Consider the following 26,135-nt stretch of genomic DNA (forward strand, 5'->3'; position numbering starts at 1 on the left):
TTTATTTCGCGAATGAGTGGCCGATCGGAGGAGCGGAGCGGCCGAAATCGAAGCCGGAGGATGTGGATTGCGGGCGATTCATGCCGCCAAGGATGTAATCCGTCGCAGCCTCGCCGATCTTGCGACCGTCGATGTTGATGGTGGTGCTCAGCTTGAATGGCTGTCCGGCGCCAGTCTGGACATTCGGACTCTTTCCGGGCTCTGCCGCATTGGCGGACCCGAAAAACTGCTTTGGCAACCAGCCGAATGTGCCGTTGACCTTCGAGGCGAAACTCATGAACGACTTGAAGTTCTCGCTTTCTGTGATGCTTGCCAGCGAACGCAGCAGGTCAGTACCAGACTTCAGCATGCTCGTGATCTGCGGCAACATTGTCGTGCCGAACTGCTTTTTGAAGTCCGTCCACGCGGCATCGAAGTCAGCTTCAGCGCCCGACGCCGAGTCACCGAACATCTTCGTGACCTTATCGGCGCCCATCGCGCCAGTGGCGAGTTTCTGATCCCGCAGAATCTGCATCATCTGCGTCGTCATCAGCGAACCCTGATTGGACGCATTGCGGTTCGAAAGCACATCATTGACGGCCTTCAGAACATCGCCTTCCTTCGTGATGCCCTTAGCGGACAGAGCGGGCAGAAGCACGTCCGTCATCCACTTGGCCGGGTCCGACTGGAGCAATTCCGAACCCTTGATGCCGGTCATCACGAGCGACTTCATCGGCTTTCCGCCGACTGCGCCATGTTCCTGCATGGCAAGCTGAGCTAGCCCAAGTTCCTGCAGCAAGCCCATCGTCTTTTTCGGCGTACGGCCGGCGACAAGGTTCTGATACAGCGACATGAGCGCAGTACCGGCCTTCTGGCCGCCCTGTTCGATCAGCAGACCCTCCATATGCAGAAGGCCTTCATCCGATAGGCTGCGGAATGCCGTGCCAGCGTTCTGCGAGAAGCCGGCGAGATCCTGAAACTTCAGGAAACCGGACGAGCCGGTGACCATCTTTTCGGCGAGGTCAAGATTGCGCTTGAACGTCGCTTCATCCTTGAAGCCGCCGCGGCGATCAATGAACTTCAGTAGGCTTTTCAGCCCCTCTTCGTCCATGTGGCCCAGCTTGTCGCCGAATACCGCCGAGTTGGCCTTGCCGAGCGTCAGCAGATCGGGCGTGAACTTCTTCGCCTCTTCGAACGAACCGAACAGGCCGACCGATTCGCCCAGCGCCTTCATCAGTTCGGTCTGCGAGACGCCATAGACCTTCGTCGCCTTGACGAACTTGTCAGCCTCCGCATTGACCTGATCGCCGAGATTCAGCGACTTGAAGCGCATGAAGGCGTCCTGATAATCCTTCGCGCCTTCGTAGAATTGTTTTCCGACGTAGTACGTGACCATGCCGGCGCCGAGCGGGATCAGGGCATCGCTCATCAGTCCCATGCCGACGCCGCCGATTCCGATGCCGCCTGAACCGACGTGGATATTGCCGCCATGAATGTGGCCGCCACCGCGACGACCGCCACCACCACCTGGGCCCGGAAGATGACCACCGCCACCGCCCGGAGGCAGGCGACCGCCGCCACGAATGCCGGCCAGCGTCGCCGCCAGCGTGCGAGCCTGAGCGTTTGACGCGATCAGTTCCGCCTCAAGACCGAGGCCACCGCTAGGCAACGCCATGCGAAGCGCAAACAGGTTCTTTTCCGCCAGCGCCGACTCGTCCTTGATCGCCTTCATGCTGGCGGCCAGGCCTTTTGTTGCACCAGCAAGGTTGCGAATACCGACAATCTCGGCACCCATCGACTTCAGGCGCTTGTTGATCTGCAGCGCGACTGCATCGACCTTGCGGAATTCATCCGACAGTTTGAGCAGTTGCGGCGTGATCAGGTCATTCAGCTTGAGCGTCGTGCCGATTTCGTAGACGTTGATCATTCCGCTATATACTCAATAACTTACTGGAGTTTCTATGGGCATCGCCTACCGAATCCATGAATGGTTAGCTGACCGCGTCAGCTTTATTCAGTACCCGAAGCCGAAGGTGAAAAGCCTGAGCGGCCATACTTACGGCTGGAAAGCGCGATGGGCTACCCGACCGCACATTCCGAAGCTCTTTGCGCTCTTTATGCCGTCGATGCTGCTGTTCGTGCCATACATCGGCGTCTATCTGGCGGTCCTTGCCATCGTCTTTCTGTTCTTCTACTTCCGCCGTAGCTGATTGCGCCAGCCTTTACCCGACAGAAAGTAAAACGTCGTCGTAGCCATGCGGGATAGAATTCGAGGCGTGCTGTGATGCGCAGCCGGTCCCAAAACGGGACGAGGCGGCATCTTTGGCGTGCCGAACTCGTGATACTCCAGCACCTTGTCATTCGAGCCAGTCGCGGCTTCGTTGCGCTCTGCGGTTGAATGGACGCTCTTCTGCATCTCGCCCGTACGCAGCAACGGCGCATCCGGTTCAAATCCAGCCGCAACCTTCGCGGCTTCATACTTCTCACTGAGCGGCGCCCAATCGGGGTAGGGAGCGATGTCGGTCTGGTAGAACCCGATCATGCCTTTCGCCGTTTCCTCGATCTCTTTTGCGCCGGACTTGACCATTTCATGCGTCACTTCCGGCGTCGTCACCGCGAGTTTCTCAAGGTGATTGGCGAAAGCGCCGAAACTGTTGAATTTCATCTCGGCGGGTCCTTGAAGCGCATCGCTTCCCAGTCATACTCGGCACCGTTGAAGCACGAGAACGTAATTGCCATCGCGCGACGCTCGATCTTGTCGATCCGCCAGTCACGCGACGCCGACATGCCGAACGCGCTATGAAACGGAACCCCATTCTTCATCAGCCAGCAGGCCTCCTGAAAAGCGGGATTCCGGGCTAGTTTTTTACCGCGGCGTCCTCTTCGTCCTTCCTCTTCGCTGCCTGATACTGAATCACAGCGTTGATGCCATCGTGATCAAGTCGCTTGATCGCGGCGTCAACTTCGCGCTGGCTCATCGGAAACGGCATCTCCTCGCCATCGATCTCGACCACCGATACAGCCGGCATCACATAGAGCCGCATGTAAGCCGGGTTCAATGCTGCTTCCGGGCCGACCATGCGCATCAGACGGCTCTCAGCGAGGATGTCGGGATCGACGACCTTCAGCACACGACCTTTTGCGTCCGTGACGAGGTTGTCGGCAGCCGAAGCGGGTTGCTCGACTGTTGCCGCATTCAGTTCCAGCGTGGGTTTCTTCGTCATGTTGGGTCTCCCCTGAAAAACCCTGAATAGAGGCTTGCGGAAACGCGCTCAGGGAGGCGCGCTTGTCGGCCGGCCAGCCTATCCGCAGCCAGAGAGTTACAGCGGAACGCGACGCGACGCCGAGAAGCCGATCGTCACCTGCACGCGATCATCACCGACAAACTTGCCGTGCTCTTCAAGGCGCAGCGACACTTTCGTGTAGCGGTACTGGCTTACCGAGCCATTGCCTTCCGAGATCGTCTCGGTGATCGTCGCGTAGCCGATGTTGATGCCGGCGTAGTAGTTCGATTCCAGTGTTGCGAAGAAGGCGTCAACCTGGTTGTCCGTGCGGTCCAGACCGATAGTGCCGGTCCAGCCGATCGGAATCGACGCGTGGTTGTTTTCGCCGCTGATCGAGACGGACTCGATTTCCTTGTATTTCGGCTTCGCTTCCCAGCTCGTCGTAGTCGTCGGGAGACGCAGCGGGCCAGTCGGGGTCATGACGTCAAGCACCACGTCCCGCCCGGTATTAAACGGACCAATTGCCATTTACTTACTCCTTAGAAGGACGGGACTTGCTGACGGGTGATCGTCACTGACTGGCCGCCTTCCTGGTTGATCAGGATCTTTTCGGCGACAGCGAGGAAGCGCACGCGGACATCGGCCTGCAGATAGCCCAGCGCGATGCGCGATGGTGTGTTGTTGTTCAGATCGCACTGGACCGTGAAGTCGTCGATCATGTTTTGCTGCTGGAGACCGAGATAGAAGTTGTCCAGCGTGGCCTTGACCGCACGGCGCAACGGGTCGGTCGGCTGCGTCGATTGCAGGCGCCCGTCGTAGATGCCCATGCCTTGCGCCGTCGTGGCCGCGAGGTAGTTGGTCATCCGCGTGTAGTTGTCGCCGTTGCGGGTGTTGTCCGACGAACTGTTGTGGCCGATACGGCAGCCGAACTGATTGCCCGCGGGGATCGGATTCGTGATGACGTCAATGCCGGCCTGAGCCAGCGTCTGAAGCTCTGCGCTCGAATACTGCTGGTTCTGGTAGCTCTTCTGCGTGCCGACCACGCCATACAGCGGCTTGTTCAGCGATGAGTTCTGCGGCGAGAGATTCGCAAGCACGCCAACGACATAGCCCTGCGGCGAGATGAGGCGTACGCCACCATTGACGGGATCGAGGAAGTAAATCCAGTCGCCGAACATGTACTTGAAGATGTACGTGTCGATGCCTACGGTTGCCTTCGTCGAAACGGCGTTGCTGATCGTGTCGCCAGCGGGCGTGACGCCGATCATGTACGTGCCTTCTGACAGGCCATACGAGACCTGCGTCGAGAACGTCGTCGTGTCCGAGCAGTCCACGAGAGCGGCAACCGATGCGCCCGTGCCGCGGAGTGCGTACATGCCCTTACGCGGGATCGTGTCGACGCCGACCAGTACGGTGCCAGTGATCGTGGTTGCGCCGTCTGTGCCGCCCGTCAGCGAGTATGTCGCAGCGCTCGGAGCCGTGACACCAGCACCAGCCGTTGCAACGATGATCTGCGAGGGACCGCGCGCACCGACCTGGCCGTTGTTGATCGCATTCGCCATCGCGACCCACAGCGCGTTACCCGAACCGGTGATGTTGTCGAACACTTCCGGCGTCTGACCGGGCAGCGTGACGATGACCTTTTGCGAGCTGGCAGCCGAACCCGGCGCAACCTGAACCTGGACCGAGTTACCCAGCGTGCCGGTGTACTTCGCCGTGAACGTGATGCAGTTCGTCAGCACCGCGATCGAGGCGGCGACGTCCGTGCCATCGGTCACGCGCACGCAACGGAAGTTGTTCGCGCCTTGCAGGACAGCAGCAGCGACTGCGGTGCCCATGTCATAGGTGCGGTTCTGGATTGCGCCGAAATTGCGGGCGTAATCCGCCATGCTGCCGACGATGGTCGGGCTGTTGGTCGGGCCCCACGTGGCCGTACCGACAAAGCCGGCTACGTTCGTGGGCACGCCGTTAAGCTGTGCGACCTGAGGCGCAATGATCTGCACGATCAGGTCTGGAACGATCAGCGCTGTCGTGTTGACCTGTCCATATTGGACAATTTGGGTCATCGTGGGGCTCCAAAGAAAAAGCCCTCCGAAGAGGGCTAAGAAAACGAGAGTGAGGGCTGTATCTTTTCTGCGATCAGCGCTATTCGCTGCATGAGCGGAGGCTTCTGCTTTTTGTGGTCATTCAGGCCGCGCCCGCACAGACTTGCGAACCTGTTCTGGTTGTCGAGCGCCGCTTTCGCGTCGTACCACTCCGACATCAGCGAGCGATTGGCGACCCGTTGTTCTTCGATCGCGTCAAGTTGGTCTAGCACCCATTTGCGGAACTTCATGCCGTTCGCCGTGCGTGCAAACATGCCAAGCAGATGCGCGCCGCGGAGGCTGAACATGCGCGTCTCCGAGGTCAGGTTCGGGAACCCCAAAGTGGGGGTCTCGACAACGCATGTCATCGAAGCGGTGAATTCCGACGCATGGCGGTCATAGACGCGCGTCAATTTGTCGGTCCGGGCGTACCCGAGCGCTTTGGCGATGTCCGCAGATTTCAGCCACAAGCGCCCGTCATGGTCGATGAGCGTCATCGGCTGGTTTTCGAATGTCAGTTGGTTCATGCTTCCTCACAGAGTGATTGGGCCAAAGGCCAATAAAAAAGCCCCACGAATGGGGGCTTTGGGGTAGAGCGGGAGGGCGCTTACTCAGCAGCCGCCCGCTTGATCACGTGATGCTGGTTTTCGCCAGCCAGAATTTCGGCAACCTTGTCGGCGTCGGTGATTTCCTCACCTTTCGCATAGCCGCCGAACGGCTCGATAACGACGAGAACGAATTTCATTGCGATTCCTAGATGTTGACGGTTGTCGTGTTCGGGTAAGTGCCGCCGTTGTAGCCATTCACGCCGACTGCGATGTTCTCGACGATGTCGACGACTTGGGTAGCAGTGACGCTCGCCGTCTCGGCGTATTCGACCGTAACCATGATGTCGCGCCGGTAGAGCAGTTCCTTCTGTGGTACATCGTCATCGCGTTGACCCTTGAGGATCAGGCGCGCGGCAGAGCCATCGGCCAGCGTCAGGAAGTGGTTCTGCATGATCGCAGGCACGATCAGCGAGGCGATGGCCTTGCGATTGGCCGGCGTGTTGCTCCAGACGGTGATCTGGAAGATCTGCTCGACGCGCCCGACTTCTATCGACTGCGACGCAGAACCGCCGACGCGGGCTGCGTTGATCGCTGGGCCAGCGGGTAGGGTGATGACGGCGCCCGATGCCGTCGTGCCCGCATACGTCGCATTGATCAGCGCCGCAATGTTCGTCGCGATGCTGTTCAGCGTGTCGCCCGCCACGGTTTGGTATACAAACGCGTTCGTGCCGACGATAACTGCCGTATTGACGCCCGTTTGCACCGTGCCGCCTACGGTTACGGTTCGCCCGTTGATGGCCAGCGTCAGTGTCGGAGGCGTGATGACCGGATCGACTTGTGCGAGCTGGTAGCGCGTCGAGTTCTTGGATTCGCGGTTGAAAACGCTTATGTGAGCCGTGCCCGCCAGTAGATCGGTGTCGAGTTGCGCGGCTTCGGGCCATCCCGCATACACACGGACGGGCACACCAGCCGCAGAGGGTTGGCCTGTCCCGTTCGGATAGATCGTGCTAGCAAGGAGCGAGACCAGGCCGTCGTTGACGTCTGCGAGATCGCTCATGTCTGGGCCTGCTGCGCAGTGATCCGCCACCCGAGATCAGTATTTTCAGCGCTGGAAATCACGTAGCGGCGGCTCAAATCGTCTGTGATGGTGTCGGACGTGCGAAGCGTCACGCCAGCAATCGCAGGAAGCAGGATCGCCCACCACGGCGTACGCACGTCACCAGGCAAGTTCGTCTCATTCTTCTCGCCCTTCGTCCCTTGGAGCACAGAAGCGGGCCAGCCCTGCATCAGCATCGTTTCGGTTGACGCCGTGTTGCCGCCGTATCCAACAGCGCCGACCGCACCCTGTTGTGCCGGTCGATGAATGCTCAGCGTCCGGTTGCACTCCACCGCCAGAATCGGCAGCGTATCCTGCATTGCGGCGATGAAGAACGTCTTGCCTGCGTTGATCAGGTAGTCGCCGACCTGCGTTTGAGTTCCGTCGACCAGCGCATACCAAAGCGGCTTGCCATAGATGTTCGGCTTGCCGTAGGTCATGTCCTGCGCGTTAAAGCTCGCGTTCAGCGTGGCGATTGGACCGTTGCCTAGCGGGTTCGTCGCGGAAGTTGGGCGGTAGAGGTTGTAGGCGGGGCCGATGTACTTCGCGGCTTTGCCGTAGCCCTTCCACAGCTTTTGATTGAGCGTTGCGGCATCCATCAAACCACCAGCGCGTTAGACGACCCGCCGAAGTTAGGACCGGGCGGCACGCCTAGGAAATTGCAGAGACGACGGCGCCACGAGTCGAACAACTGCGATCGATGAGCCACTTCATCGCGATTGTGTTTCCACACCGCTGCCTGATCGGTATCGAGGTTCGCGCTTGATGCGGGTATCGCCGTCTCAAGCGTCGTCAGATTCGCCAGGTACGTGTTCACCACCACGTTTCCCTCATCCGTGCTCATGTGCTGGAGCCGGTATTCGATCGCCAGATACTTGCGATAGACCCATGGCGCAGGAAACACCGTGGCTCCGTCACCGTAAAGCGGATAACCACAATGGCGCCTGATGTCCACAAGCTGGGCTGAGGTGAAAACGTAGGCGGTGAATGGCATGGATTACTCGAAGACTGCGCCCGATTGCACGAGCGCAAAGATGAGTTTCGCGTCTGTTTCCGGATCGAATTCCGTGCCGGCAGCGAAGAACTGGTTGGTCTTGCCGTCGACGATCAGGCCGTGATTCTTTTTGAGAACGAAGCCAGGCTTTTGCGCAGACGCCTGTTCGGCAACGTCTTGCTTGGGTCGAGCCATTTCAGTGTCCTATGGGAAAGGAGGGGGATTTCTCCCCCTCGCGCCGATTACAGCGATTCCAGGAGCACGCCGCGCTTGGCAGCCGAGCTGTTCGCGGTCGGGATGGTCGCCGAAGTCGTCGTCGTGTCGGTCGGAACAACGAAGCCGCCGATGTACGACCACGTCTGCGTCACAACTTGCTTGAGCGCGTCCAGCGGCTCACGCGTCACGTGGGCGATGCCCTCGATGATGGTGATCATCTCGTCCTTGTCGACCGTCGCGAGCGCTTCGCTGTAGGCTTCGTTCGTGAACTGGCCTTCGACGAGTGCACCCTGACCGACCAGCAGACCGCGGCGAACCAGACCCACACCAGCCAGGTTCTGCACCGGGTTGAGGTTGGTTTCCTCGACGCGCACGCCGAGCAGTTCGGCGATCACGCCACGGCGGTATTCTTCCGTCGTCACCTGGCCGCGGAAGAACTGCTGGAATGCCGGGTCGCTGTACAGGCCGGTAGCCTGGAGCGGGTCGATGTACAGGTGATACATGCCCGTCGCATCGACAACCGGTACGCCGTTCGCTGCCATCGTGGCCTTGGCGTTCAGCACCATGCCCATCGTCAGCTTGCCGTTGTTGATGCAGTTGGCAGCCGAGATTGCAGCGGTCGTCGCGACCATCGTGTTGTTCGACGTGAGGCTCGGACGCACGACGTACGGAGCCACGGCCGACACGACAGCGTTGAGCGCCGTACCGTCAGCGACCGTCACGTTGCCCGAGAACGTCAGCGTTCCCGAGATACCGCCAGGCGCCGTCGATACGTTCGAACCGTCAGCCGCCGAGCCCGTCAGCGAGTAGGTATTGGAACCAACCACCACGTTGACCGGGTTCGACACCGAGATCGCCACGACCTGGCCGGCGCTGTTCAGCGTGTTCTGGAAGCCGCGGATGTCGTCGACCGAGATGGTCACAGCCGGCGCGCCGAGCGTCGTACGCACGCGGGTATTGCCGCCCATGTACGTGTTGAACAGGGTTTGCTGTGCAAGCGTGTCGACCGAGCGGAAAGCCTGTTCGCCCAGAGTGTAGGCGTTGCGCAGATACAGGTCGGCAATCGCGACCTTCTGCGTCACGATGTTGAGCTGCATGTTCGCTGCGTACTGCGCGATCGACAGAACGTACTGCTCGATCGAATAGTTCTGCGGCGTGAGACCCGACGTGATATCGCTGTTTGCGGCGGGCGACATGGCGGTCGTCACGGCCGGGAGCAGGCCCGTACGCGTCTTGGTGATCGTTTCACCGATGTTAGCCGTGAACGGCTCACGGTCGGCGATTGCGCGGAAGCCGAGCTTTGCCTTCAGCGGGAGGCCGAATTGATGTTCAAGGAAGCCGGTTTGAATGACGCTTTGCAGCGCGGCCGGCAGATTGTTCAATGCCATGATGTGTGAGTCCTATCGGAAAAGGGAAATTGCTTTCGCTTCCCCTCGTCGTCAGGACTCACGGGGCGCTGCTAATGCGGTTACTGCTTGATCTTCAGGCCCATTTCGCGGGCCTTTGCCTTCAGTTCTTCCGGCGTCGCCTTGCGCGCGTCGAAAGGTTCGGGCTTCTTCTTCGGAGGGGGGTCGCCAGCGTGCGACGTGCTCGAAGCGGGTTCCTTGAACAGGTACGGCTTCGATTCCTTGAGCGTGGCCATGAGTTCGGCTGCGCCCTGGATGTCGCCTTTCTCGTCGATCTTGATGCTTGACAGGTCGGCCAGCTTCAGGCCGTCGAGATCCACCATGCCGGCCTTGATGGCTTCCGCCTTCAGTTCGGCGCGGATGATGCGTTGCTCCGCTGAGGTGTGCGTGTCCTTCACCTTCGCGTCGGCGTCGTCCGAGGCTTTCTTCGCCTTGGCGTCAGCTTCTTCGGCGGCCTTCGTTGCTTTGGCTTCGGCTTCCTGAGCCTTGCGTTCGGCTTCGATGGCGCGGGTGCGGTAACTGGCGTTTTCCTGACGCAGTTCTTGCACGTATTCGCGGGAGAACGTCTCTTTGCCAGCCACTGGAGCAGCAGGCGCAGGAGTCGGAGCACCTGGACCGGGGTCAACCGGATCAGCGTTCATCAGACGGTTTTGCATCATCAACTGGCGAAGCAGGTTAGGCATCTAGCCCTCACAAAAGAAAAAAGGCCGCATCTAGCGGCCCGGTTTGAGATCCGGCATCAAGCCGGGGTAATGCGTTTAACTGAATGCGCCGGTCGCAATGACCGAGACACCAGCGCCCGTCGTGACTTTCCAACTACCAGAGTTGGATTTCATCGCGACGCGAATGACGTATGTACCGACTCCGCCACCAGGCGAGTTCGGAAAGACTGTGAATGCCGAACCTGAGCCGTCTTGCAACTGCACCTGAGCGGTTGCGGCTGTCGAGACGACGCAGATCAGGTTCTCGATGTAGTCGGCGACGTTGCCCGATGCTGTCTTGAGCGTGGCCGTCGTGCTGGCTGGAATGACCTGATAGTTGGAGGGCGGCTCGACCGTCTCGATCGGGCGCCCGGATGAACTGACCGCAGCCATGAAGGCTCCTATTCGTTGATCGCGACTTTCTTCTGCGCGTCGGCGTTGCGTTCGGCCATATCCGCATCAGCGAGCAACTTCTCAGCCTTCGCGTCAGGGATGTCGTACTCGGCAGCCAGAATCTTGATGGCCGTCTCACGACTGAGCAGGCCGGAATCACACAACGTCCTGAGTGTGCTTGCCCGCGCGGCCATGTCCTGCAACGTGGGCTCAAACCAATCGGGCCAGCGCAGCGAGATGTCCGCGTTCTGGTCGAACTTTCCAACCTTCGCGCCGCTCTTGAACTGCAGATTGATCTTCTGCGACGCCTTGACGACCATGCAGACGATTTCGCAGATCGCCCCTTCACCGTAGCTGATGCGAAGCCGATCGGAGAGGTTCACGAGTGCGCGCTTGGCGATTTCCATCGCACGACCGGACTGCACCGAAGCCATCTTTTCCGGGCTCGTCTGGTCGCCGTGCATCGTCTCGATCGCGATTTCTCGCAAATGCTTGACGTAGTCGAGTACCGCAGCCGCGCCCGTGCCGTTGATTTCGAGCAGCTTGGCGTCGCCCTCAGCAGAGACCTTGATCGCGTTTGCAGCACCCTTGACGGTAGGCCCTTGCTCACCGAATGCCGGCTCCTTGATGAGCAGCGTCGGATCGGACGTGTACTTCAGACCGCGGCCAGCCTGCGAGAGCTGGTAATCGATCTCGATTTGAGTATCGATCGCCTCGTCACAGAACGTCGGCAAGCCGTCGACCGAATCTCCGCCAGGCAGATTCTTGATCCACACGACGGGCACGAAGCCAAGTTCATGCTTGACCGTCTTGTCATTGTCGACCTTCGGCGTCTTGTCTTCGGCGGTCGTCTTGAGAGGGAGATACCACGTTTCCGCCCGGTCATTCCAGTCACGCTGAAACCAGAACGAAGCGCCATACTCATCGGCGGGAATCGTGTAGCCCTGCGCGGCCAGATCAGAGCCTCTGACCTTGTACCGTTCTGTCACTGACAGCAGCGTATCGGGCGCTTCCGGGTCCCAGTTCGGCGTGAGGTCTTCCGTGCTCATCACGTCAAGAAAGACGCGTTTCTTGAGCACGCGAAACAGGATCGCCGCCGAGCCGACAGAGCCGCGCGTCGCTGCGTCAATCATCACCGCATTGAGCTTGATCTCCTTGATCAGCTTCGCAATCGCAGCCTTCTGTTCGTCGCCTTCCAGTTCGACGGTCGGGAAGTGACCCTCGCTGAACAGTAGCGAAACGGAATCATCAACGACCGTACGGCACAGATTCGAACGCACACACGGGCGACGATCACGCAGCGGAATGTATTCCTCCGCGTCGTTCTTCTCTTCATGGAAGGCGTGCGGAAGATCGTCGTACAGCGTGCCATTCAGCACACGCTGCAAGACCTGGAGCCGGAAATTGCGCTCCGGCAGATCCTTGTCTCTCGGCAGCTTGGACTGGATGGTTCGGAACATAGATTACTTGGGGGCGTTGTGCGAGATGATTTTTTCGCAGAATTGAATGAGCATGCTCATGTCTAGATCAGATTTCATCTGATTCACTGCCATGCAGACCAGCTGGACATTGCCCTTGATGTACCCCACGTTTGGATTGGCTCTGTCCAAACTAATATTCGTGGGCACGCGCCCTTCGAACATGGCGTAAGTCATCGGAACGCCAGAGAGTGCGCATTTTCCTTTCTGCGACTCCCAGAGACCAAAGAGATCGTCTAGGGTGATGTCTACTTCTAATGAATGGCGCTTCGACCTATCTTTGGCACCCGCCAAGCGCTCTACAAGCAATCGCCTCAATGGTTCTTGCTCGTATCGATATTTCTGCCGCTTAACATCAGATGCTTTTCTACACGCTTTGCAGCGAATATCCTTGCCCGCACGATGTTTCTTATTTGAATCAGTCTTGAAATCATCTAGGGGCTTGTATTCTCCACAGCCAAAGCATTTCAGCTTGCCATCCTTCCAATGCGCATTTAGACGTTGATTTCGGCATGTGCTGCACTCTGCTTTACAGCCGCCTTCCGGAATGACCGGCAACGCAGATTCGTCTACCCCGGATCCGATGAAACTTCTGCGGCAGTACGGGGCTGATGCTTTCATCGTTTTTTAGGGTGCCTGAAATTGTGCGCGAAGTTAGCCATCTGGCGCACATGAGCGTTGCTCGAATGCGTTGCCTCGACGATGCGTTTCTCGGGGATTTTCTTGTCTTGCGGGATGCCCAGCGCCTTGTGCAAATCGCCTTTGTGCGCCGGGTTGATCTTGATTGCCATGTGTCACCTGTGCATGTGAGGGACGTGTGTGCTGTGCGTGGCTGTCGGTTTGGCGACCGGGAACATGTACGCGATCGGATAGCCGGCCGCGTCGCACATATGGTCTTTGCCCGACGATTTATCGGGCTCGCCGTTGTCGTCGTAGACCTGTTGCTCAAGACACTCAGTCAATACGGGACAATTGCGAGTGTTGACCATCAGGCGCCGCTCACCTTCGCCATTCAGGATCAAGGCGTTGACAGCGTTGACGCGATCTTTCACGCGTGGGTTGGAATCCTTCGCGCGAATCTTGAAACCGGCGTTCTGCAGGATGGTCAGGTCCGAAACGCTCGCGCTCTTGCTGGTCGTGTTCTTCCCGCTTGCGTCAGGAAACACGATGATTTCGTGTCCGCCGAATCCTTGCTTGAGCGAATCAGCCAGCGCCGGAGTATCCCGCACGCCCTTGCGCTCAGCCACGGCATGAGGCCGGCCGCCACGCATCACATAGATGACGGCTGACATGTTGTTCACGTTGAAATCGGAACCTGCGTAAAGCGTCTCGCCAGCCTCAATTTCCGTATTGCAGTGATTCAGCGTCCGCGAGAACTCAGGGTAGACACTGCCGCTCGTCAGATTACAAAACTGCCCGCGCAAATACGCGTCGATCAGTTGCGCCGGATACGATTGAAACAGCGAGTCGATGTAATCATCAGGTAGGTTCGCCTCGTTATCGTATGTACTGGCCTGAATCAGACCGTACATCGAGCCGAGTCCCGGCTTTTCCGAGACCTGCTTGACGAACTGGGCATGAACGAATCTGAAACCCTCCGGCGTAGTCGTCACGTCGACACCGTTTTTCAGGTTGTCGATCTTGTAACGCATACGGGCGATGATCTTTCGCCACGCCTGCTGCGCCTTGTCGGCCTTCATGACGTCGAGCTCGTCGCACAACGCCTTGCCAATCTTGAAGCCGATTATCGTGTCGGGGCGCTCCATCGAGCGACAGATGATCGTGCCGCGGGATTTGCGCCCCTCGAATACGTGAACTTCCTTGTTCGACTCGTTGACTTTGACCTTCAGGCCCCAATCGAACGCGACTTCATCGACGGTCGGGTAGAAGATGTCGCGAATCTGAGGGTAGGTCGGCGCGAAGTAGCCGGCGTTGATGCGCGGATACTCCCAGAAGTGTTGCATCAGGCCGCCACTACCGACCCATGTCTTACCCGACCCGAAACCAGCCACGTACGCGCGAAACTTGTGTTCCATCGCCAAAAACTGAGCTTGCGGCACGTTCAGGCTAGGCATCGCGCTTCCTTGCATCCCGCACTTCGATCACGAACTTACGGGATTCTGGCGGCTCGTCGTCATCGTCATCCAAGCCCTTTCGCAGGCGCTCATTCTCGATGCGTAACTTCTCGGCAGCCAGCGCCTTGCCGTCATCATCGCGTTTGTCGTTGAACATGCCGAGATGACGCGCGACGTTCTCGAGCGCTTTGCCGCGGTCTTCTAGCAGCACTTTGAGGCCGTCTTTGCCTTGATGGACGCCAGCGTACAGCGCGCGCGCAGCACCTTTCAGGCGTCGCGTGTCGTGCACATGGATCTTGCCGCGACCATCACCGCCGCATTCCGGGCATTCCGGATTGGGCTCGCGGTTATGGTCAAAGCCGAATCCGCCTTCGCAACTTGGCGAATCGTTCCCTTCGGCATCAGCATCGCGCTGCGCCTTCTCGTACTCACCGTGTGTCCACTGATAGCCGAACTCGATGCCCCAGCAGTGACGGCAGTTCTGGCGTCGATACTCAACCAGATCATTGACGTCGACATTGGCTAGATCCCACCAGCGCTGAAGCACCTTGTCAGCGGTGATCTGCGTGCGCTTCGAGCGAGACTTCTGCGACGCCTTGATCGCAGTTTTTACCTCAACATTTCTCAACAGCCTTTCGCCTTGAGATGAGGCCGTCTTTTCGCTATACCCCGCCCGAATCGCCGCTTGCGTAGCGTTCAAGTCAATGAGGTACTCGTCTACGAAGCGGCGCTGCTTGTCTGTCAGCGCCATAAAAGTCCATTTTTTCTATTCGTGCCGTACCGACACGATGTTTTGAGGCACAAATATCCTAAACAGTGCTTGACGGCACGGTGTGCCGAGCCTAAGATCCACTCATGCCGCCACACAACGTGGAAGGCGAACCCGGAGAAACGAAATGAGCCAAGCCCCTGTCTGCGCATTCATCCGTCAACACGCCGTCAGCGTGGAAATGCTGCCCAATGGCAATCTGATCTGCGAGGAGCAATATGCTGGCGATGGCTTCCCTGATGCAGCCTGCGAACTCTACGGCCCGTACTGGACCGTGATCGAGAACAGCATGCGCGCTGCTCGTGACTGGCTCGGTTATTAATCGGAGCCTGCCATGATCGCGAAAATCGCAACCTACGTGGGTATCGGAGCCGTCGTCATCAACACCGTTGGCATGATTGCGTGCTTCGTTGCGCTGTTCTGGAAGTTCTGATCATGATCACCTTCGGCGCCTTCCTCAACGGTCAACTGGTCTGCACCATCACCGTCGATTCAACCAAGCCGCGAGACGTCGAAAGCGCTTTGCGCTGCCTTCGTAACTCGTATCCTGAAGCCATCATCTATCGGAAGCTATGACGCCAAACGCCAACGAACACACGCCCACGCCTGATATGGTCCGCGAACTCGTCAAGCGCATCGACAAGTCGCAGTACTGGATTGCTTGCACCATCGGAATCAGCGAGAGGCGCTTGCGCTACCTGCTGGCTGGCTCGCGCGAGGTCGACGGAAAGACTGTCGCCGTCACGATGACCTATGCGGAGCAATACGCGCTTCAGGATCTGGCGCGCGCCGCTGAGATCATGCGGCTGGAGTGGAAGCGACCGAGCTAGAGGCTAGCCGCCAACAAGACAAGTCCAATCGGGATGCACCAGACAATCCCCCAGATCAGCGCGTCAAACTCTCTGCTGCGCTCACAGGCGCGGCTGAATTCGTCGTCCGTCATCTCTATCCACCCCCCTTCAATCAGTATGTATGGGGGATGGTGTGCCGGTTAAGCGGCCAACAATTCGCTTTCCGCGCGTTCGTAGAACCTGCCGCCGATCATCGCGAAGTCCCGCAACTCGACGTATTCGAACTGTGTGTGCTTCTTCTGCGTGTCCACATGGCACAGCATGAAGCCCAGCGCCCACTTCTCGCCCGCACAGTACGTCGCGGCTCTGGCGTGGCCGCAGCCAAGCTGATGCCATTCCGTCGACCCGAAGGTGGGCGAGTAGAACGGCCAGACGATGTGCTTGTGATGGTGGCCCGAAAAGCCCGGATAGCCCATCTCCCTCCCTTCAGGGAAGTGATGCGCCATCAGGCAGTCGTACATGATGTGGTAGTTCTTGGATAGCTCCTTTTTAAGGTCCCTCTCGCTGAACGCCGCCAGATCCATGCGCGCGATGTAATTCACCTGATAGGCGTCAAGACCAAGCAGTTTCGGCACCGTGAAGCCGTGCAAGTCCGACAGTACAACCTTCAGGGCAGGCGTTGCCTCGCCAAGGTGGCGAATCAGGCGCGCTTCGTGGTTGCCCTCGATGTAGACAATCTCCGTATCGGGGCAGGCACTGCGGATGTCGCCAAGGAACTCATGTAGCCACTTGATGCGGCCGACCACATTCCATTCGCGCGGGTCGACGCCGTACTTGCCGAACTCAGGCAGGTCCAGCGCATCGCCGTTGATGACAACCTTCTCAGGCTGCACCCGCTTCGCCGTATCGATGAAGCAGCGACGCCAAAACGGATCGCACTCGATGTCGTGGATGTCTGACGCCACCAGAACCGTTTGGAAGCGCCTCGAAGACGGGCGCAGGTACGCATCCTCCCATCCAGATTTCTCAATGTTCATCTGCCGCTGCGCGTCTTTGCTGGCGTGCTTGGCAATGTGACGCTCTAGCTGGTGCGCATGGCGCGACAGGATGATTCCAGCTTGGCGTTTGAACTCAAGGAACGTGCCAAAGTGTTTTGACCACGTGGATTCGGAAATGTCCGAGTGCACACGGAAGTAGTTCCGGCTGATAACCTTGTCTTCGTCCAGCTTCGCAATGCGCTGAAGCTCGGCGATACAGTCTTCCGCCGTCCAGTCGTCGCGGAATTTCCGCTCGTTCTCCGACAGGGGAATTTTCAGTTTGCCGCGGAGTGTGGATTCGGGCATGCCCAGTTCGCGAGCAGCAGCACGGACACTTCCGTGTTCCTTGACGGCTTTCTTTAACTCGCGAATATCCACAGTTTCCCCTTTACGAATTTAGATATGCGCCAAACTCTCCGCACCAATGATCGGCGTCGACAATCGGATGCGTGACAGCCGTGCAACCACTTGAGGGGTCGTACACGAACTGAGGCGGAAACCTTCGGCACTGGATTTCTTCGCCGCGCTTTACCGATGCGTGACGACAGTTCTTGCATATCTCCGTGCGCTCAGCGGATACCGTGACTTTCGGCTTGCGAGCTGCCATCGGGAATCTCGAATGAAAAGCGCCGCACTCAGCGGCGAACCCAGCAAGGGGAGGCTGGGCGAGGAGAATGGGTGAGGCTACTTTGTCGCTGACCGCGTGATCCGAAGAGGGCCATCGCCCGGCGCGTCGCTCAATTTCACCTTCAATGGAACGGACTGGCATGCGAGTTCGCGCCACTCACCAGTCCAGTACTGCGCGCTCCATTGAAGGGGCTGGTGACGGATTCCAGCGTCTGCCTGATCTTGCAGCCGATTTGTGCCGATCACCCAATACGCGCCGGGACACCGCCCAATCGCGCGCAGGGGAACAGCGTTATTACAGGTGAGGCGCCCGGATGTACTCTGCGACGCCGACCGTCGCGTGACGCTCTCAGGTCGTGCTAACTGAGCTTGACGTCTGCTCCTCCATGCCGATAGGCCATTGGAGCGGTTCTCTCAGTCAGCACGCCTCAGAGCGCCTTGTACGATTTCCTGGCCGTGTTCGCTTTTCCCGAACAGCCATCAGAAATCGTACAAAACCGACCTAATGCTCTGTATTTAAAGCGTTAAGTTAGGGGCGCGGCCTAATGTATCGCATGCGGAACATCACTCTTCCGGCTCCAGCGCGTCCGCCATATCTATCCAATACCGGCTAGCCTCAAGATGCCAGGTGCCTAGCCAGAGCATGAACGCAGTTATCGGATTCAAGCCCATTTCGTTACCTCAAGGAATTCGTCCGGGGTTGCTCTCCCGGCAGAGCGGCATTGCGCCACGGCGGGGCTTACTGCGAGGAGTCACGCCCGAGATTCGGACGCGGAGGGAAATCAAAGAGCGCCTCCGCCGCTTCTCTGGCCGACGACCAGCGCTTACCTAGCGCCTCGCCGACTCGGCGGGATTCTCGCTGCTCGCGGGATTGCTTCTCCTCCAGCACGCGCATCGGATCGCGGTATTGGTATTGAGGCAGGGCCATAGCGAGCGGAAAACAAAAAGCCCCGCGAGGCTTTCACCTGGCAGGGCTTGGGGAATTTCGGAGACGAGTTTACCCATCGTCATTTGGGATGTGAGCCTTTCGGCCCCACTGTTCAGCGGTCCAACACAGAGCGCCGGCAATCCAACAGAGTGCGAATAGTAGAACACAAGATTTAGATTATTGCAACAACTATTTTCTATATTTTGTTGTTTACTGGTCAATACAGGTTCTCGGAATACAGCGTTCCGCCGTTCTTGTCGTCACCGCCGACGCGGCGAATGATCTGATTCGCCGATACAGCAATTAACCACGCGCCTTCGCGTGTATGAAAGTTCCCATGGTTGTCGATGAATCCCTGGTCGACCGGATCGCCTTCTGTGTCCAGCGCGTTCGTCATGAATGCATCCCAATGGCGAATGCCAAGCACGACTTCGCCAGTGAAGCGCTTGCGGTTAGCGGCGCAGACTATGCGATGGATGGTCATTTCGCCTCCTTCGAGAATTGCGAGAGCGCCGAGTCGCAATGCTTGATCGCGTTTTCCGGCGTGGCAAGCGCATAAGAGCCGCCAGCGCGCCAGTCCTTGCCGTCCATCATGTCCCGCGCCTTCTCAACGATGCTCTCGAAGCGCTCGCGGCGAGCCTTCGATGTACTCTTGAGAGAGCCGTCATAACTGAGCGTCGCGGCGTGGCATGAAGCCAAGTAGGCCGCAACGCGCTTCCAGTAATCGCGGTCTTTTTCGAGTTGGCGGATTTGATCGCTCATGCCGCATCCCTCATCAGCGCGCTAACTTTCCCGCCCGTCGCCGCCACGGACGCCATCATGCACGTCATGGTGCGGTCGAAGTTCTTCTGGTGCTTCGACCATGATTCGATCGTCAGCCCGGCAGCAAGGGCGCGCTCGGTGTCGCTGTACCGCTTGACTCCCGAGCCATCGCACTTCGGGCACTTGTCGTAACGCGCGCCATTCAGGATCAGGCCAGCACCATTGCACGGAACGCAGTTGTCCAGCACGAATTCTTTGATGCATGCCGTCGCCAGCTTCCGCGCGTATGTATCCACGAAACCGTGATTGCATGTCATTTTGTGCGCCAACAGATGCAAAGCACGTTTTCCCGCCGCAGCATCCGATCCATACTTGAAGCGGAACAGGGCAGCGCCCAGTTGGTCCGAAAGCCCCATTGCCGTCAGTCGATCAATTGCCTTCACCTCGCGATCATTCCACGCGAGATTAGAGCTTCTGACATCACTTGCGTACTTGTCTTTGAACATCATGAACCCCGCATGATTGACTCTATGAGTATACAGCAAATTTCAGTAGTCCTCACGGCGTAGGTGTGATAGACGCGCGTGAGGACGACACTTTCAGACGTCTTCGTTACCTACGCCCATGAACTCGTAGCGGATGCCGCCGACTCCTGCTTCATCTAGCGGCTGAACCCTTGGCAGACGATCCTCCCTCCGCCCCTCTGCATCGCGATACTGACGATGCGTGTACTGGACGTCTACTGGCTTGCGGGAGGCCTTGGTGATGCTGGGCGGGCGGTGCGCAATCATCAGAATCGCCAGCATGCCGAATGCACTTGCGCCGAGGAGAAAGCCGGCTGCGAATAAGAGGAAGTTGCTCATTTGCGCTCCAGCCAGGTAACGAACAGGATGCAGACCAACCCGCCGATCAGCATTCCGGTTGCCGCCATCAGGAACATCGCTACGCCAAGCCAAAGTGGAAGGGTGATGACCCACCACGGCAACGCCGCGAGGAACGGAACGCCCGCGAGTTTCAACGCAATCGCGATGATTGTTGCGATCAGGACTGGCATTAGAGGCTCCGCTGGCTAAAGTTGGCGTCGAAATAGGCTTGTGCCTCGGTTGCGTGCGGCTCGTCATCCTCGGGGATCAGCCCCGGACCGGCGAGCGTATTCTCAATCCATTCCATCGCACCGTCAGCGCCTTCGCCGTGCTGCCATTCGATCCAGGCTGCCTGCATTGCGACCGTGTTGTTATGCATGATGTTTGCCAGCATCAGACTGCTGCGCTCGTGCCTCGCGTTTTCCTCCCGCAGCCTCCGCACCTCTGCGACGAGTTCGAGGATGGCGGCCGGCGCGGTTGCCTCACAATACCTATGCCAATCACGTACGCGCGGACAATCCACGCTAACCTCATTCGCTCGGGCTTCCAATGCGTCTAAATCGATCATGTCGCCTTCTCCGTTAGTCCGCGCCATTCATAGTTTTCCGGACGAAGATTTAGCATGCACGCGAAAGACGTCCACTTCCAATCGCCCAAGGCCGTGCGCTGCCTAATCTGGAACTCACCATTGAACCTTGTCTTGAGCACGAGAGAGTCGCCCTTATAGCGGAACTCATACACACCGATACGCACCGGTTTTATTGTTGCCGGATACCATTCTGTCCTCGTCATGCTGCCTCCAAAGTTTCCATTGACGCCTCTATGAACGCTGCTGCGACTTCCGGACTGATCGCGTTCCCGATGGCGCGCAGTCGTCCCACTCGACCGGAACTCCCATCAACCAGTACCGGAATGTCGTTGACTTGACCAGGTCCCGGCGGCCAAGGTCCACGCATTGATCGCACAAGTTCGCCACGTGGAGCCGGCCGTTCTTCCCGCGCCTGATCCGATTCCCCTTTCCCGACTCTCCCTTGCCGTCGCGCGTGGTCGGCGTCTGCCACCCACCAAAGCCGGTCTCTTTCCTGTGGGCCGCCGACGCTTGCGACTGGCAGAATTGCCGCCCCGCAGGCGTAGTCCATTCCTTCCATGTCAGCGAATACAAGGTCGATCCACGCCCGAGCAGCCTTTGATGCAACCTGTTCGCCAAAGACGATTGCAGGGCGACACTCGCGGATGAGATTGCACCAGACCGGCCAAAGGTGGCGATCGTCGGCAAATCCGAGCCCGCGCCCCGCGTCACTGAATGGTTGGCATGGGCATGATCCCGTCCAAACAGGTCGAGCGTCGTCCCAACCGGCCAGTCGAAGTGCGTACGACCAGAGCCCAATCCCTGCAAAGAAGTGACATTGGCTATAGCCTCGCAAGTCATCAGGTCGGACATCCTCAATACTCCGTTCGTCTATGTCGCCGGCGGCAATGTGACCGGCTGCTATCAGGTTCCGTAGCCACTGGGCGGCGTACGGGTCGATTTCGTTGTAGTAGGCGGTCAAGCGGCCTCCATTTCTTCTTCTAACGCCTTCTTAAGCTCCCGGACCTTCGCCCGGAAGAGCGCCTTCATTTCCTTGATCTCCGCCACAGTGATCTTCAGCGGCTCGTTTCCGGCTGGTCCCTCCAGCCATGCGACCTGATCGGCGCCGATCTTTTTCTCCAACTTCGGCTTGTAGCCGGCGTAATTACCTGACTTCCACTTGTTGCAGATGGAGCACGCCTTGTGGATATTGAGCAGGTTGAACCGCAAGCCGGGGTGCGAGCCGACTGACAGGAAATGCGATGCGTGCCACTGCCCTTGCCAAGTCGCCGGTCGATCACACGAAATGCATCCGTCTTTCGCATCCCGCAGTCGCACATAAGCGTTCACGGCATCCTGCAATTCCTTCAGATGCGCCCCGCGCGTCTTCGTCTTTTCAAGCGCCTCCCGAATCGACCTCTTCTCCTGGCGCTTCACCTTGGCCGCTTGCTTTGCCTTGGCGGTCTCGGTTAGGGCTATTGCGCAAGGAACGCTGCAGGCCCGCGACATGCTACTGATCGGCGTGAAACTGTTCCCGCAATGGCGGCAGCGTTTGGGCTTGAGCGCTTTCTTGACGGGCAGAGAGGTGCGGATCATTCGCCCTCCAACAAGCACGCGCCATCGAATGCTTCCGCAACGGCATCATCTGCCGACTCGATGCCGCTTTCGGCCCACCATCCGTCATAGATGTAGCAACCATCCGGCGCTATGACGCGGATATACCAATCGCCCATCGGCTCAAGCTCTACCCAGATCAGGTTGTCTCGCCAGTAGCCGCAGACCTCATCGCGTTCGTCGATGCTCACGTTGCCTTCGGCGCGCAATAGTTCGATGGGCGTCATAGCGTCTTAGCCTCCACGCGTCGCGACGATTCCAGGCTACGCCACGCCTCAATCCGCGCTTGCGCCGCCACCATCAGCCACCTCAAGCGCTCTTCTTCCTCGACTGCTGCGCTGAGCGCCACCAGGTGCTGCTGATAGTCCTCGTCGGCGTAGGCTTCTCTTTCCTGCGCCACTGCCGCCTTGTGGCCAGCAGATTCCGCCTTGCGCATCAGCAGAGCCTTCTTCGACTTGCGAAACTCCTCCAAGTAGATGCGATCGGCCTTCGCCTTTGCGTAGGCGGGCGCGTTATCCCGAATCCAGTTCAACGCGTCGAAGATTCTGATTTCACCTTCGTCAGTCATTTGAGGCTCCCGTAGCAGGTCTCACTGCAAACCGGGCATGGGATGCTCAGCGAGTCACCATCGCGCTGATCCGAAACGAAGTGGCCTTCGCTCTGCATGCATTCGAATATGGTGCGGCAGTGCGTGCACTTGAACTTCCATTCCCGCTCGCGCGGCGGCGTTCCGCGTTGGATGATCTTCATGCGGCCTCCCGCTTGATCCAATGCACATAGAACCCACGCACCCACGAGAACGCGTACAGGATGCAAAGTGCGAAGATGCCGTATTGCTTCGCGTGCCACGTTGTCCAGAACCAGAACGGCTGCGATACCATGCCGAACAGGCAGGCAAAGCGACGAACCGACTCGCGCTTGTCTTGCGACAGGAAAACGGCTGTGACCCCGCACAAGCCTATTGCTATTTGGTCAATCATTCGTTGCTCTCCGCGAGTCCGCGCCACGTTATGTTTTGATCAATCAGCGTCATGCCGTATTTGTCGCGCCAGTGGCGGCCGTCAAACCAGACCATCCAGAAATAGTCCCAGCCACCGTCGAAAATTCTGCTTTCATAGGTCCCGACGCGAACCGGCTTCATGTCGCCTGGATACCAGTCTGTGAGCTGCACCCACTCACCGTCGATGATTCGCACGTCATTGACCATTCGTCGGCTCCAGGTCATAACCGCCCATTTCCTCCGACAGCGCGACCAATTGATCCATCGCCTCCTCACGCTTTGCCTGGTCGGCGAGGGCGCGACGTTGTGCTTCCTGCAAAATGCGCGTGAACTTGTCGACAGAACAGAACACGCCAGCATCGGCCATCCACGAGAGCATCTCGCGGTGAGTAATCGCGATAAGAAGGCTGCTTGGCTCTTTGGGTTCGGTTTTCATGCGGCCTCCTGGTCATCCCAACAGTTGTTAATGACACGCCCTTGCTGGCCTTGCGGGATTGTCACGAGACCGGCAGCGGCGGCGAAGGGGTTCGGCGTGCGTTTTTTGCCGTGGCGACGTGCGTACCAATCCCGCTTAACCGACGCGATCGACTTTCGCGCGGGCTTCGGAATGTTCTCTCCATTGCCGAGCGCATAAGCAGCCGACCATTGCCCGTCGCTACTGCGGCGACGCCAATCGACAACATGACATTCACCATTTTCCAGCCACTCCCTAACGATTTCTTGAGCCCGCGCCATCTTTACGCCCGCAGCACTTTCAAGTTCGTAGCATGTGAGAGGGCCATTTTCTTCAATGGCTTTTCTCATCTGCATGGCGCAATAGGAGACTTGCCCATGCCCGAGATTTCCGCGCTTCGTGGGAAGCCCAATGCGCCTCGCGCGATCCGCAATCCCCTTTCCTGTCCTGCCGGGGAAATGCTTGGCAGCAAGGATCTTCAGCGATCCTTTCTCGCCCCATACGCGCTTGAGGCGTTCGTCCTCTTCTTCGATCCAAACTCTTGTGAACATTAGGCGGCCTCTCTCAGTTGCTCGCGCTCTTGGCGCGCTTCGAGTTCAAACTTGATCTGAATGTCGCGAATCAGGCGATAGGCGTAGTCCGCTTCCATGTCGCCGGATTGCTTCTTAAGCGCCGTGATCGAATGGCGGGCACCGGCCAAGTCGTACTGGTCGAGCATTTCGCCCTTATCCAACTTCACGCATACGGTCTTGAGCGGGTTGGTGACGATGGGCAGGCCGTTGCGCTCTGCATGCAGGTCGAAGGCGTCTATCAACCCGCAGAGCGACGGCACGAACTCATACACATCGTTGTGCGCCAGTTCGCTGAAGATCGGCTTGCCTTCTTCGGTCACGCTCACCATGCCGCTCGATTCAATCTCGTCGAGAATCGCCTCGACGGGCTCAAAGACGGCGTGAATCTTCCACGGCTGCGCGCGGAGCTTGACGTGACCGGCGCGGGATTGCGGGTTGTAACGCTTGCGGGGTTTTTTGTTGCGGCTCATGCCACCTCCGAGAACAAATCTGATTGACGGCTTGCGTCGATTCGCGTCTGCTCGACGCGATCGGCTTCGAATTGAATGCGGGCCTTGGCGATCTCGACGTACTCGGGCGTCATGTCGATCCCGATGAACCGGAATCCCTCACGCATCGCTGCCTTGCCCGTGCTACCCGATCCCATGAATGGGTCGAGCACGGTACCGCCGGGCGGCGTCACCAGACGGCACAGGTAGGCCATCAAGTCAGTCGGCTTGACGGTCGGATGGAAGTTGCCGTTGCGCTCTTGCCAATCCGCCGTCTCGCGATCGCGCATGGTTGCTTTCGTCTCCACTGCGGGCGCGTCGCTGCCGCCGATTCCTTCGTTTCGGTCGGCGCGGGACGCTTTAGCGCAGTAGAAGAATCGGGCTGCAGAGCCAGTGTCGAGCCGACGCGCGCCAGGCTTCATGGCGAAGTTGGTGCCGCCGTTGTCGGCGTACGTGCGATCGCGGCTCGGTTCGTGTCCGCGATTCATCGCACCGTAGACGTTTTGCGTCTTGCGTGCGTCGCCCTGATAGCTCACATCGGCGAGCTGGCCGGGAGCATCGGGAAATGCGTCGAGTACTTCTGGCGAACCATCATGGATAACGTTGGCAGGCCAGCGACCGGCTTTCATCTCGCCGCGAAACTCGACATCCTGTTTCCAGTTGCCGTCCTTGACGACGGACGCACCAGGCGCGAACCTCTTCACGGTGTATTCGCCGCCGATCGCGTCGTCCGCGTGAACGCGACAAGCATCGATGTTGATCGCGCCGGTACCGTACGCTGCGACGTTCTCAGCGACCGTTCCGATGAGCGGCTTGCGGGCCATGCAGATTGGCTCCGTGGCTGGCTTGAGTGCGGTACCCCAGCCGTCCCATTGGCCGTCGAGATTCTTCGACTTCGGGAAGCCGCTGCCGTAGTGCCACGGCACCATGTCGCGGATCTCGAAACCAGCGTCCTCGATCGCACAAGTCATGCGGTGATAAGTGCGAGTCGCGGCGAAAGCCAACAAGTGACCGCCCGGCTTGAGTACTCGCAGGCATTCGGCCCACATCTCGACGCGGTGCGCGATATCTCCGCCGTCCCAGACCTTTCCCATAAAACCCTTGTCGCCGATCCGATGGCGGCCATGCGGCATTTCCGGGTTGTTCGTGCGGGCGTGTCCGCCGCGCGAAACCTGAGTCAGGTGATAAGGCGGGTCACAGACGATCGAATCGACGGATTCATCCGCGATCGTCTTGAGCACGTCCATGCAATCCCCGTGGTGCAGCGCAAAACGGTTTTCAGTACTCCTCACCGCCATCCCCGTTCTCATTCCGTCCATTCGTCCTTCCCCTTACTTGTCCCGTTCAGCCCACAATTCCGTCAAAGCCCGTTTAACCTGCTCCGCCGCCTCCACCCCCTGAGCCTCTTCCAGTTGCCGCAGATAGAGTCTTCGTTTGGCTAGATCCCATTGGGATATTTCCTCTGCGA

General features: G+C 58.6%; 41 protein-coding genes. 4 read left to right on the forward strand and 37 right to left on the reverse strand.

Annotated elements, in window-relative coordinates; translation table 11 throughout:
• Position 1: 1 nt before the first annotated feature.
• Complete coding sequence (locus AB4Y32_RS15935; protein WP_368722247.1) at positions 2–1,774, reverse strand: hypothetical protein; 1,773 nt, start codon at positions 1,772–1,774, stop codon at positions 2–4.
• Between the two features lie 166 nt (positions 1,775–1,940).
• On the opposite strand from AB4Y32_RS15935, the gene AB4Y32_RS15940 reads away from it, so the two are divergent.
• The gene (locus AB4Y32_RS15940; protein WP_368722248.1) at positions 1,941–2,189 is read left to right on the forward strand and encodes a hypothetical protein; all 249 of its coding nucleotides are present in this window, start codon (positions 1,941–1,943) and stop codon (positions 2,187–2,189) included.
• Here AB4Y32_RS15940 and AB4Y32_RS15945 read toward each other — a convergent pair.
• From AB4Y32_RS15945 to AB4Y32_RS16035, 19 genes are all read right to left on the reverse strand, one after another.
• A complete protein-coding gene (locus tag AB4Y32_RS15945; RefSeq protein WP_368722249.1) occupies positions 2,171–2,644 on the reverse strand; it encodes a hypothetical protein in 474 nt (157 codons plus the stop codon). The genes AB4Y32_RS15940 and AB4Y32_RS15945 overlap by 19 nt on opposite strands.
• Positions 2,641–2,802, reverse strand: a complete 162-nt coding sequence (locus AB4Y32_RS15950) for a hypothetical protein (RefSeq protein WP_368722250.1) — start codon at positions 2,800–2,802, stop codon at positions 2,641–2,643. The genes AB4Y32_RS15945 and AB4Y32_RS15950 overlap by 4 nt, the downstream gene beginning before the upstream one ends.
• 35 nt (positions 2,803–2,837) lie before the next feature.
• A complete protein-coding gene (locus AB4Y32_RS15955) occupies positions 2,838–3,203 on the reverse strand; it encodes a hypothetical protein (RefSeq protein WP_368722251.1) in 366 nt (121 codons plus the stop codon).
• Positions 3,204–3,299: 96 nt separating this feature from the next.
• Entirely contained in the window at positions 3,300–3,731 is a 432-nt protein-coding gene (locus AB4Y32_RS15960) for a hypothetical protein (RefSeq protein WP_368722252.1), read from the reverse strand.
• A gap of 11 nt (positions 3,732–3,742) precedes the next feature.
• Positions 3,743–5,269, reverse strand: coding sequence for a phage tail protein (locus AB4Y32_RS15965; RefSeq protein ID WP_368722253.1), 1,527 nt, complete (start codon positions 5,267–5,269; stop codon positions 3,743–3,745).
• Between the two features lie 35 nt (positions 5,270–5,304).
• Complete coding sequence (locus AB4Y32_RS15970; RefSeq protein WP_368722254.1) at positions 5,305–5,814, reverse strand: BRO family protein; 510 nt, start codon at positions 5,812–5,814, stop codon at positions 5,305–5,307.
• 80 nt (positions 5,815–5,894) lie between these two features.
• The gene (locus tag AB4Y32_RS15975; protein WP_368722255.1) at positions 5,895–6,032 is read right to left on the reverse strand and encodes a hypothetical protein; all 138 of its coding nucleotides are present in this window, start codon (positions 6,030–6,032) and stop codon (positions 5,895–5,897) included.
• An 8-nt stretch (positions 6,033–6,040) separates the two neighbouring features.
• Positions 6,041–6,892, reverse strand: coding sequence for a hypothetical protein (locus AB4Y32_RS15980; RefSeq protein ID WP_368722256.1), 852 nt, complete (start codon positions 6,890–6,892; stop codon positions 6,041–6,043).
• Positions 6,889–7,530, reverse strand: a complete 642-nt coding sequence (locus AB4Y32_RS15985; protein ID WP_368722257.1) for a hypothetical protein — start codon at positions 7,528–7,530, stop codon at positions 6,889–6,891. Before AB4Y32_RS15985 ends, AB4Y32_RS15980 begins: the two co-directional genes overlap by 4 nt.
• Positions 7,530–7,925, reverse strand: a complete 396-nt coding sequence (locus tag AB4Y32_RS15990; RefSeq protein ID WP_368722258.1) for a hypothetical protein — start codon at positions 7,923–7,925, stop codon at positions 7,530–7,532. The genes AB4Y32_RS15985 and AB4Y32_RS15990 overlap by 1 nt, the downstream gene beginning before the upstream one ends.
• A gap of 3 nt (positions 7,926–7,928) precedes the next feature.
• On the reverse strand, positions 7,929–8,120 hold the full coding sequence (locus tag AB4Y32_RS15995; RefSeq protein WP_368722259.1) for a hypothetical protein: 192 nt from the start codon (positions 8,118–8,120) through the stop codon (positions 7,929–7,931).
• Positions 8,121–8,167: 47 nt separating this feature from the next.
• Positions 8,168–9,529, reverse strand: a complete 1,362-nt coding sequence (locus AB4Y32_RS16000) for a hypothetical protein (protein ID WP_368722260.1) — start codon at positions 9,527–9,529, stop codon at positions 8,168–8,170.
• Positions 9,530–9,609: 80 nt separating this feature from the next.
• Complete coding sequence (locus AB4Y32_RS16005; RefSeq protein WP_368722261.1) at positions 9,610–10,230, reverse strand: phage scaffolding protein; 621 nt, start codon at positions 10,228–10,230, stop codon at positions 9,610–9,612.
• A 75-nt stretch (positions 10,231–10,305) separates the two neighbouring features.
• Positions 10,306–10,641 (reverse strand): hypothetical protein, encoded by a 336-nt coding sequence (locus AB4Y32_RS16010; RefSeq protein WP_368722262.1) that lies wholly within the window; start codon positions 10,639–10,641, stop codon positions 10,306–10,308.
• An 8-nt stretch (positions 10,642–10,649) separates the two neighbouring features.
• Positions 10,650–12,101 (reverse strand): phage portal protein, encoded by a 1,452-nt coding sequence (locus AB4Y32_RS16015; protein ID WP_368722263.1) that lies wholly within the window; start codon positions 12,099–12,101, stop codon positions 10,650–10,652.
• A gap of 3 nt (positions 12,102–12,104) precedes the next feature.
• Positions 12,105–12,740 (reverse strand): hypothetical protein, encoded by a 636-nt coding sequence (locus tag AB4Y32_RS16020; RefSeq protein ID WP_368722264.1) that lies wholly within the window; start codon positions 12,738–12,740, stop codon positions 12,105–12,107.
• Positions 12,737–12,910, reverse strand: coding sequence for a hypothetical protein (locus tag AB4Y32_RS16025; RefSeq protein ID WP_368722265.1), 174 nt, complete (start codon positions 12,908–12,910; stop codon positions 12,737–12,739). Before AB4Y32_RS16025 ends, AB4Y32_RS16020 begins: the two co-directional genes overlap by 4 nt.
• Positions 12,911–12,913: 3 nt before the next feature.
• A complete protein-coding gene (locus tag AB4Y32_RS16030) occupies positions 12,914–14,194 on the reverse strand; it encodes a terminase large subunit domain-containing protein (protein WP_368722266.1) in 1,281 nt (426 codons plus the stop codon).
• The gene (locus AB4Y32_RS16035; protein ID WP_368722267.1) at positions 14,187–14,945 is read right to left on the reverse strand and encodes a terminase small subunit; all 759 of its coding nucleotides are present in this window, start codon (positions 14,943–14,945) and stop codon (positions 14,187–14,189) included. The genes AB4Y32_RS16030 and AB4Y32_RS16035 overlap by 8 nt, the downstream gene beginning before the upstream one ends.
• A gap of 145 nt (positions 14,946–15,090) precedes the next feature.
• Between AB4Y32_RS16035 and AB4Y32_RS16040 the strand changes: the two genes are divergently transcribed.
• From AB4Y32_RS16040 to AB4Y32_RS16050, 3 genes are all read left to right on the forward strand, one after another.
• The gene (locus AB4Y32_RS16040; protein ID WP_368722268.1) at positions 15,091–15,285 is read left to right on the forward strand and encodes a hypothetical protein; all 195 of its coding nucleotides are present in this window, start codon (positions 15,091–15,093) and stop codon (positions 15,283–15,285) included.
• A 113-nt stretch (positions 15,286–15,398) separates the two neighbouring features.
• Positions 15,399–15,539, forward strand: coding sequence for a hypothetical protein (locus tag AB4Y32_RS16045; protein ID WP_368722269.1), 141 nt, complete (start codon positions 15,399–15,401; stop codon positions 15,537–15,539).
• 35 nt (positions 15,540–15,574) lie between these two features.
• Complete coding sequence (locus AB4Y32_RS16050) at positions 15,575–15,793, forward strand: hypothetical protein (protein WP_368722270.1); 219 nt, start codon at positions 15,575–15,577, stop codon at positions 15,791–15,793.
• Positions 15,794–15,954: 161 nt separating this feature from the next.
• On the opposite strand, the gene AB4Y32_RS16055 is transcribed toward AB4Y32_RS16050, so the two are convergent.
• From AB4Y32_RS16055 to AB4Y32_RS16135, 17 genes are all read right to left on the reverse strand, one after another.
• Positions 15,955–17,169 carry a hypothetical protein gene (locus tag AB4Y32_RS16055; protein ID WP_368722271.1) on the reverse strand — a complete coding sequence of 405 codons (1,215 nt, stop codon included), beginning with the start codon at positions 17,167–17,169 and terminating at the stop codon, positions 15,955–15,957.
• Between the two features lie 1,394 nt (positions 17,170–18,563).
• Positions 18,564–18,830: a hypothetical protein gene (locus AB4Y32_RS16060; protein WP_368722272.1), complete on the reverse strand. Its 267-nt coding sequence runs from the start codon at positions 18,828–18,830 to the stop codon at positions 18,564–18,566.
• On the reverse strand, positions 18,827–19,108 hold the full coding sequence (locus AB4Y32_RS16065; RefSeq protein WP_368722273.1) for a hypothetical protein: 282 nt from the start codon (positions 19,106–19,108) through the stop codon (positions 18,827–18,829). The genes AB4Y32_RS16060 and AB4Y32_RS16065 overlap by 4 nt, the downstream gene beginning before the upstream one ends.
• A complete protein-coding gene (locus AB4Y32_RS16070; RefSeq protein WP_368722274.1) occupies positions 19,105–19,617 on the reverse strand; it encodes a hypothetical protein in 513 nt (170 codons plus the stop codon). The genes AB4Y32_RS16065 and AB4Y32_RS16070 overlap by 4 nt, the downstream gene beginning before the upstream one ends.
• A gap of 90 nt (positions 19,618–19,707) precedes the next feature.
• Positions 19,708–19,971: a hypothetical protein gene (locus AB4Y32_RS16075; RefSeq protein WP_368722275.1), complete on the reverse strand. Its 264-nt coding sequence runs from the start codon at positions 19,969–19,971 to the stop codon at positions 19,708–19,710.
• On the reverse strand, positions 19,968–20,162 hold the full coding sequence (locus AB4Y32_RS16080; protein ID WP_368722276.1) for a hypothetical protein: 195 nt from the start codon (positions 20,160–20,162) through the stop codon (positions 19,968–19,970). Before AB4Y32_RS16080 ends, AB4Y32_RS16075 begins: the two co-directional genes overlap by 4 nt.
• Positions 20,162–20,539 carry a hypothetical protein gene (locus AB4Y32_RS16085; protein ID WP_368722277.1) on the reverse strand — a complete coding sequence of 126 codons (378 nt, stop codon included), beginning with the start codon at positions 20,537–20,539 and terminating at the stop codon, positions 20,162–20,164. The genes AB4Y32_RS16080 and AB4Y32_RS16085 overlap by 1 nt, the downstream gene beginning before the upstream one ends.
• Before the next feature lie 220 nt (positions 20,540–20,759).
• The gene (locus tag AB4Y32_RS16090) at positions 20,760–21,521 is read right to left on the reverse strand and encodes a DNA cytosine methyltransferase (RefSeq protein ID WP_368722278.1); all 762 of its coding nucleotides are present in this window, start codon (positions 21,519–21,521) and stop codon (positions 20,760–20,762) included.
• Positions 21,518–22,135 (reverse strand): recombination protein NinG, encoded by a 618-nt coding sequence (locus AB4Y32_RS16095; RefSeq protein WP_368722279.1) that lies wholly within the window; start codon positions 22,133–22,135, stop codon positions 21,518–21,520. The genes AB4Y32_RS16090 and AB4Y32_RS16095 overlap by 4 nt, the downstream gene beginning before the upstream one ends.
• Positions 22,132–22,380 carry a hypothetical protein gene (locus AB4Y32_RS16100; protein WP_368722280.1) on the reverse strand — a complete coding sequence of 83 codons (249 nt, stop codon included), beginning with the start codon at positions 22,378–22,380 and terminating at the stop codon, positions 22,132–22,134. The genes AB4Y32_RS16095 and AB4Y32_RS16100 overlap by 4 nt, the downstream gene beginning before the upstream one ends.
• Positions 22,377–22,721, reverse strand: a complete 345-nt coding sequence (locus AB4Y32_RS16105) for a hypothetical protein (RefSeq protein WP_368722281.1) — start codon at positions 22,719–22,721, stop codon at positions 22,377–22,379. Before AB4Y32_RS16105 ends, AB4Y32_RS16100 begins: the two co-directional genes overlap by 4 nt.
• Positions 22,722–22,899: 178 nt before the next feature.
• On the reverse strand, positions 22,900–23,133 hold the full coding sequence (locus AB4Y32_RS16110; RefSeq protein ID WP_368722282.1) for a hypothetical protein: 234 nt from the start codon (positions 23,131–23,133) through the stop codon (positions 22,900–22,902).
• The gene (locus tag AB4Y32_RS16115; RefSeq protein ID WP_368722283.1) at positions 23,130–23,360 is read right to left on the reverse strand and encodes a hypothetical protein; all 231 of its coding nucleotides are present in this window, start codon (positions 23,358–23,360) and stop codon (positions 23,130–23,132) included. Before AB4Y32_RS16115 ends, AB4Y32_RS16110 begins: the two co-directional genes overlap by 4 nt.
• Positions 23,350–23,589 (reverse strand): hypothetical protein, encoded by a 240-nt coding sequence (locus tag AB4Y32_RS16120; RefSeq protein WP_368722284.1) that lies wholly within the window; start codon positions 23,587–23,589, stop codon positions 23,350–23,352. Before AB4Y32_RS16120 ends, AB4Y32_RS16115 begins: the two co-directional genes overlap by 11 nt.
• Positions 23,586–24,158: a hypothetical protein gene (locus AB4Y32_RS16125; RefSeq protein WP_368722285.1), complete on the reverse strand. Its 573-nt coding sequence runs from the start codon at positions 24,156–24,158 to the stop codon at positions 23,586–23,588. Before AB4Y32_RS16125 ends, AB4Y32_RS16120 begins: the two co-directional genes overlap by 4 nt.
• Complete coding sequence (locus AB4Y32_RS16130; protein WP_368722286.1) at positions 24,158–24,649, reverse strand: hypothetical protein; 492 nt, start codon at positions 24,647–24,649, stop codon at positions 24,158–24,160. Before AB4Y32_RS16130 ends, AB4Y32_RS16125 begins: the two co-directional genes overlap by 1 nt.
• Positions 24,646–25,914 carry a site-specific DNA-methyltransferase gene (locus tag AB4Y32_RS16135; RefSeq protein WP_368722287.1) on the reverse strand — a complete coding sequence of 423 codons (1,269 nt, stop codon included), beginning with the start codon at positions 25,912–25,914 and terminating at the stop codon, positions 24,646–24,648. The genes AB4Y32_RS16130 and AB4Y32_RS16135 overlap by 4 nt, the downstream gene beginning before the upstream one ends.
• Between the last annotated feature and the right edge of the window lie 221 nt (positions 25,915–26,135).

The organism is Paraburkholderia phymatum (assembly GCF_040965635.1).
GTDB lineage: Bacteria > Pseudomonadota > Gammaproteobacteria > Burkholderiales > Burkholderiaceae > Paraburkholderia > Paraburkholderia phymatum_B.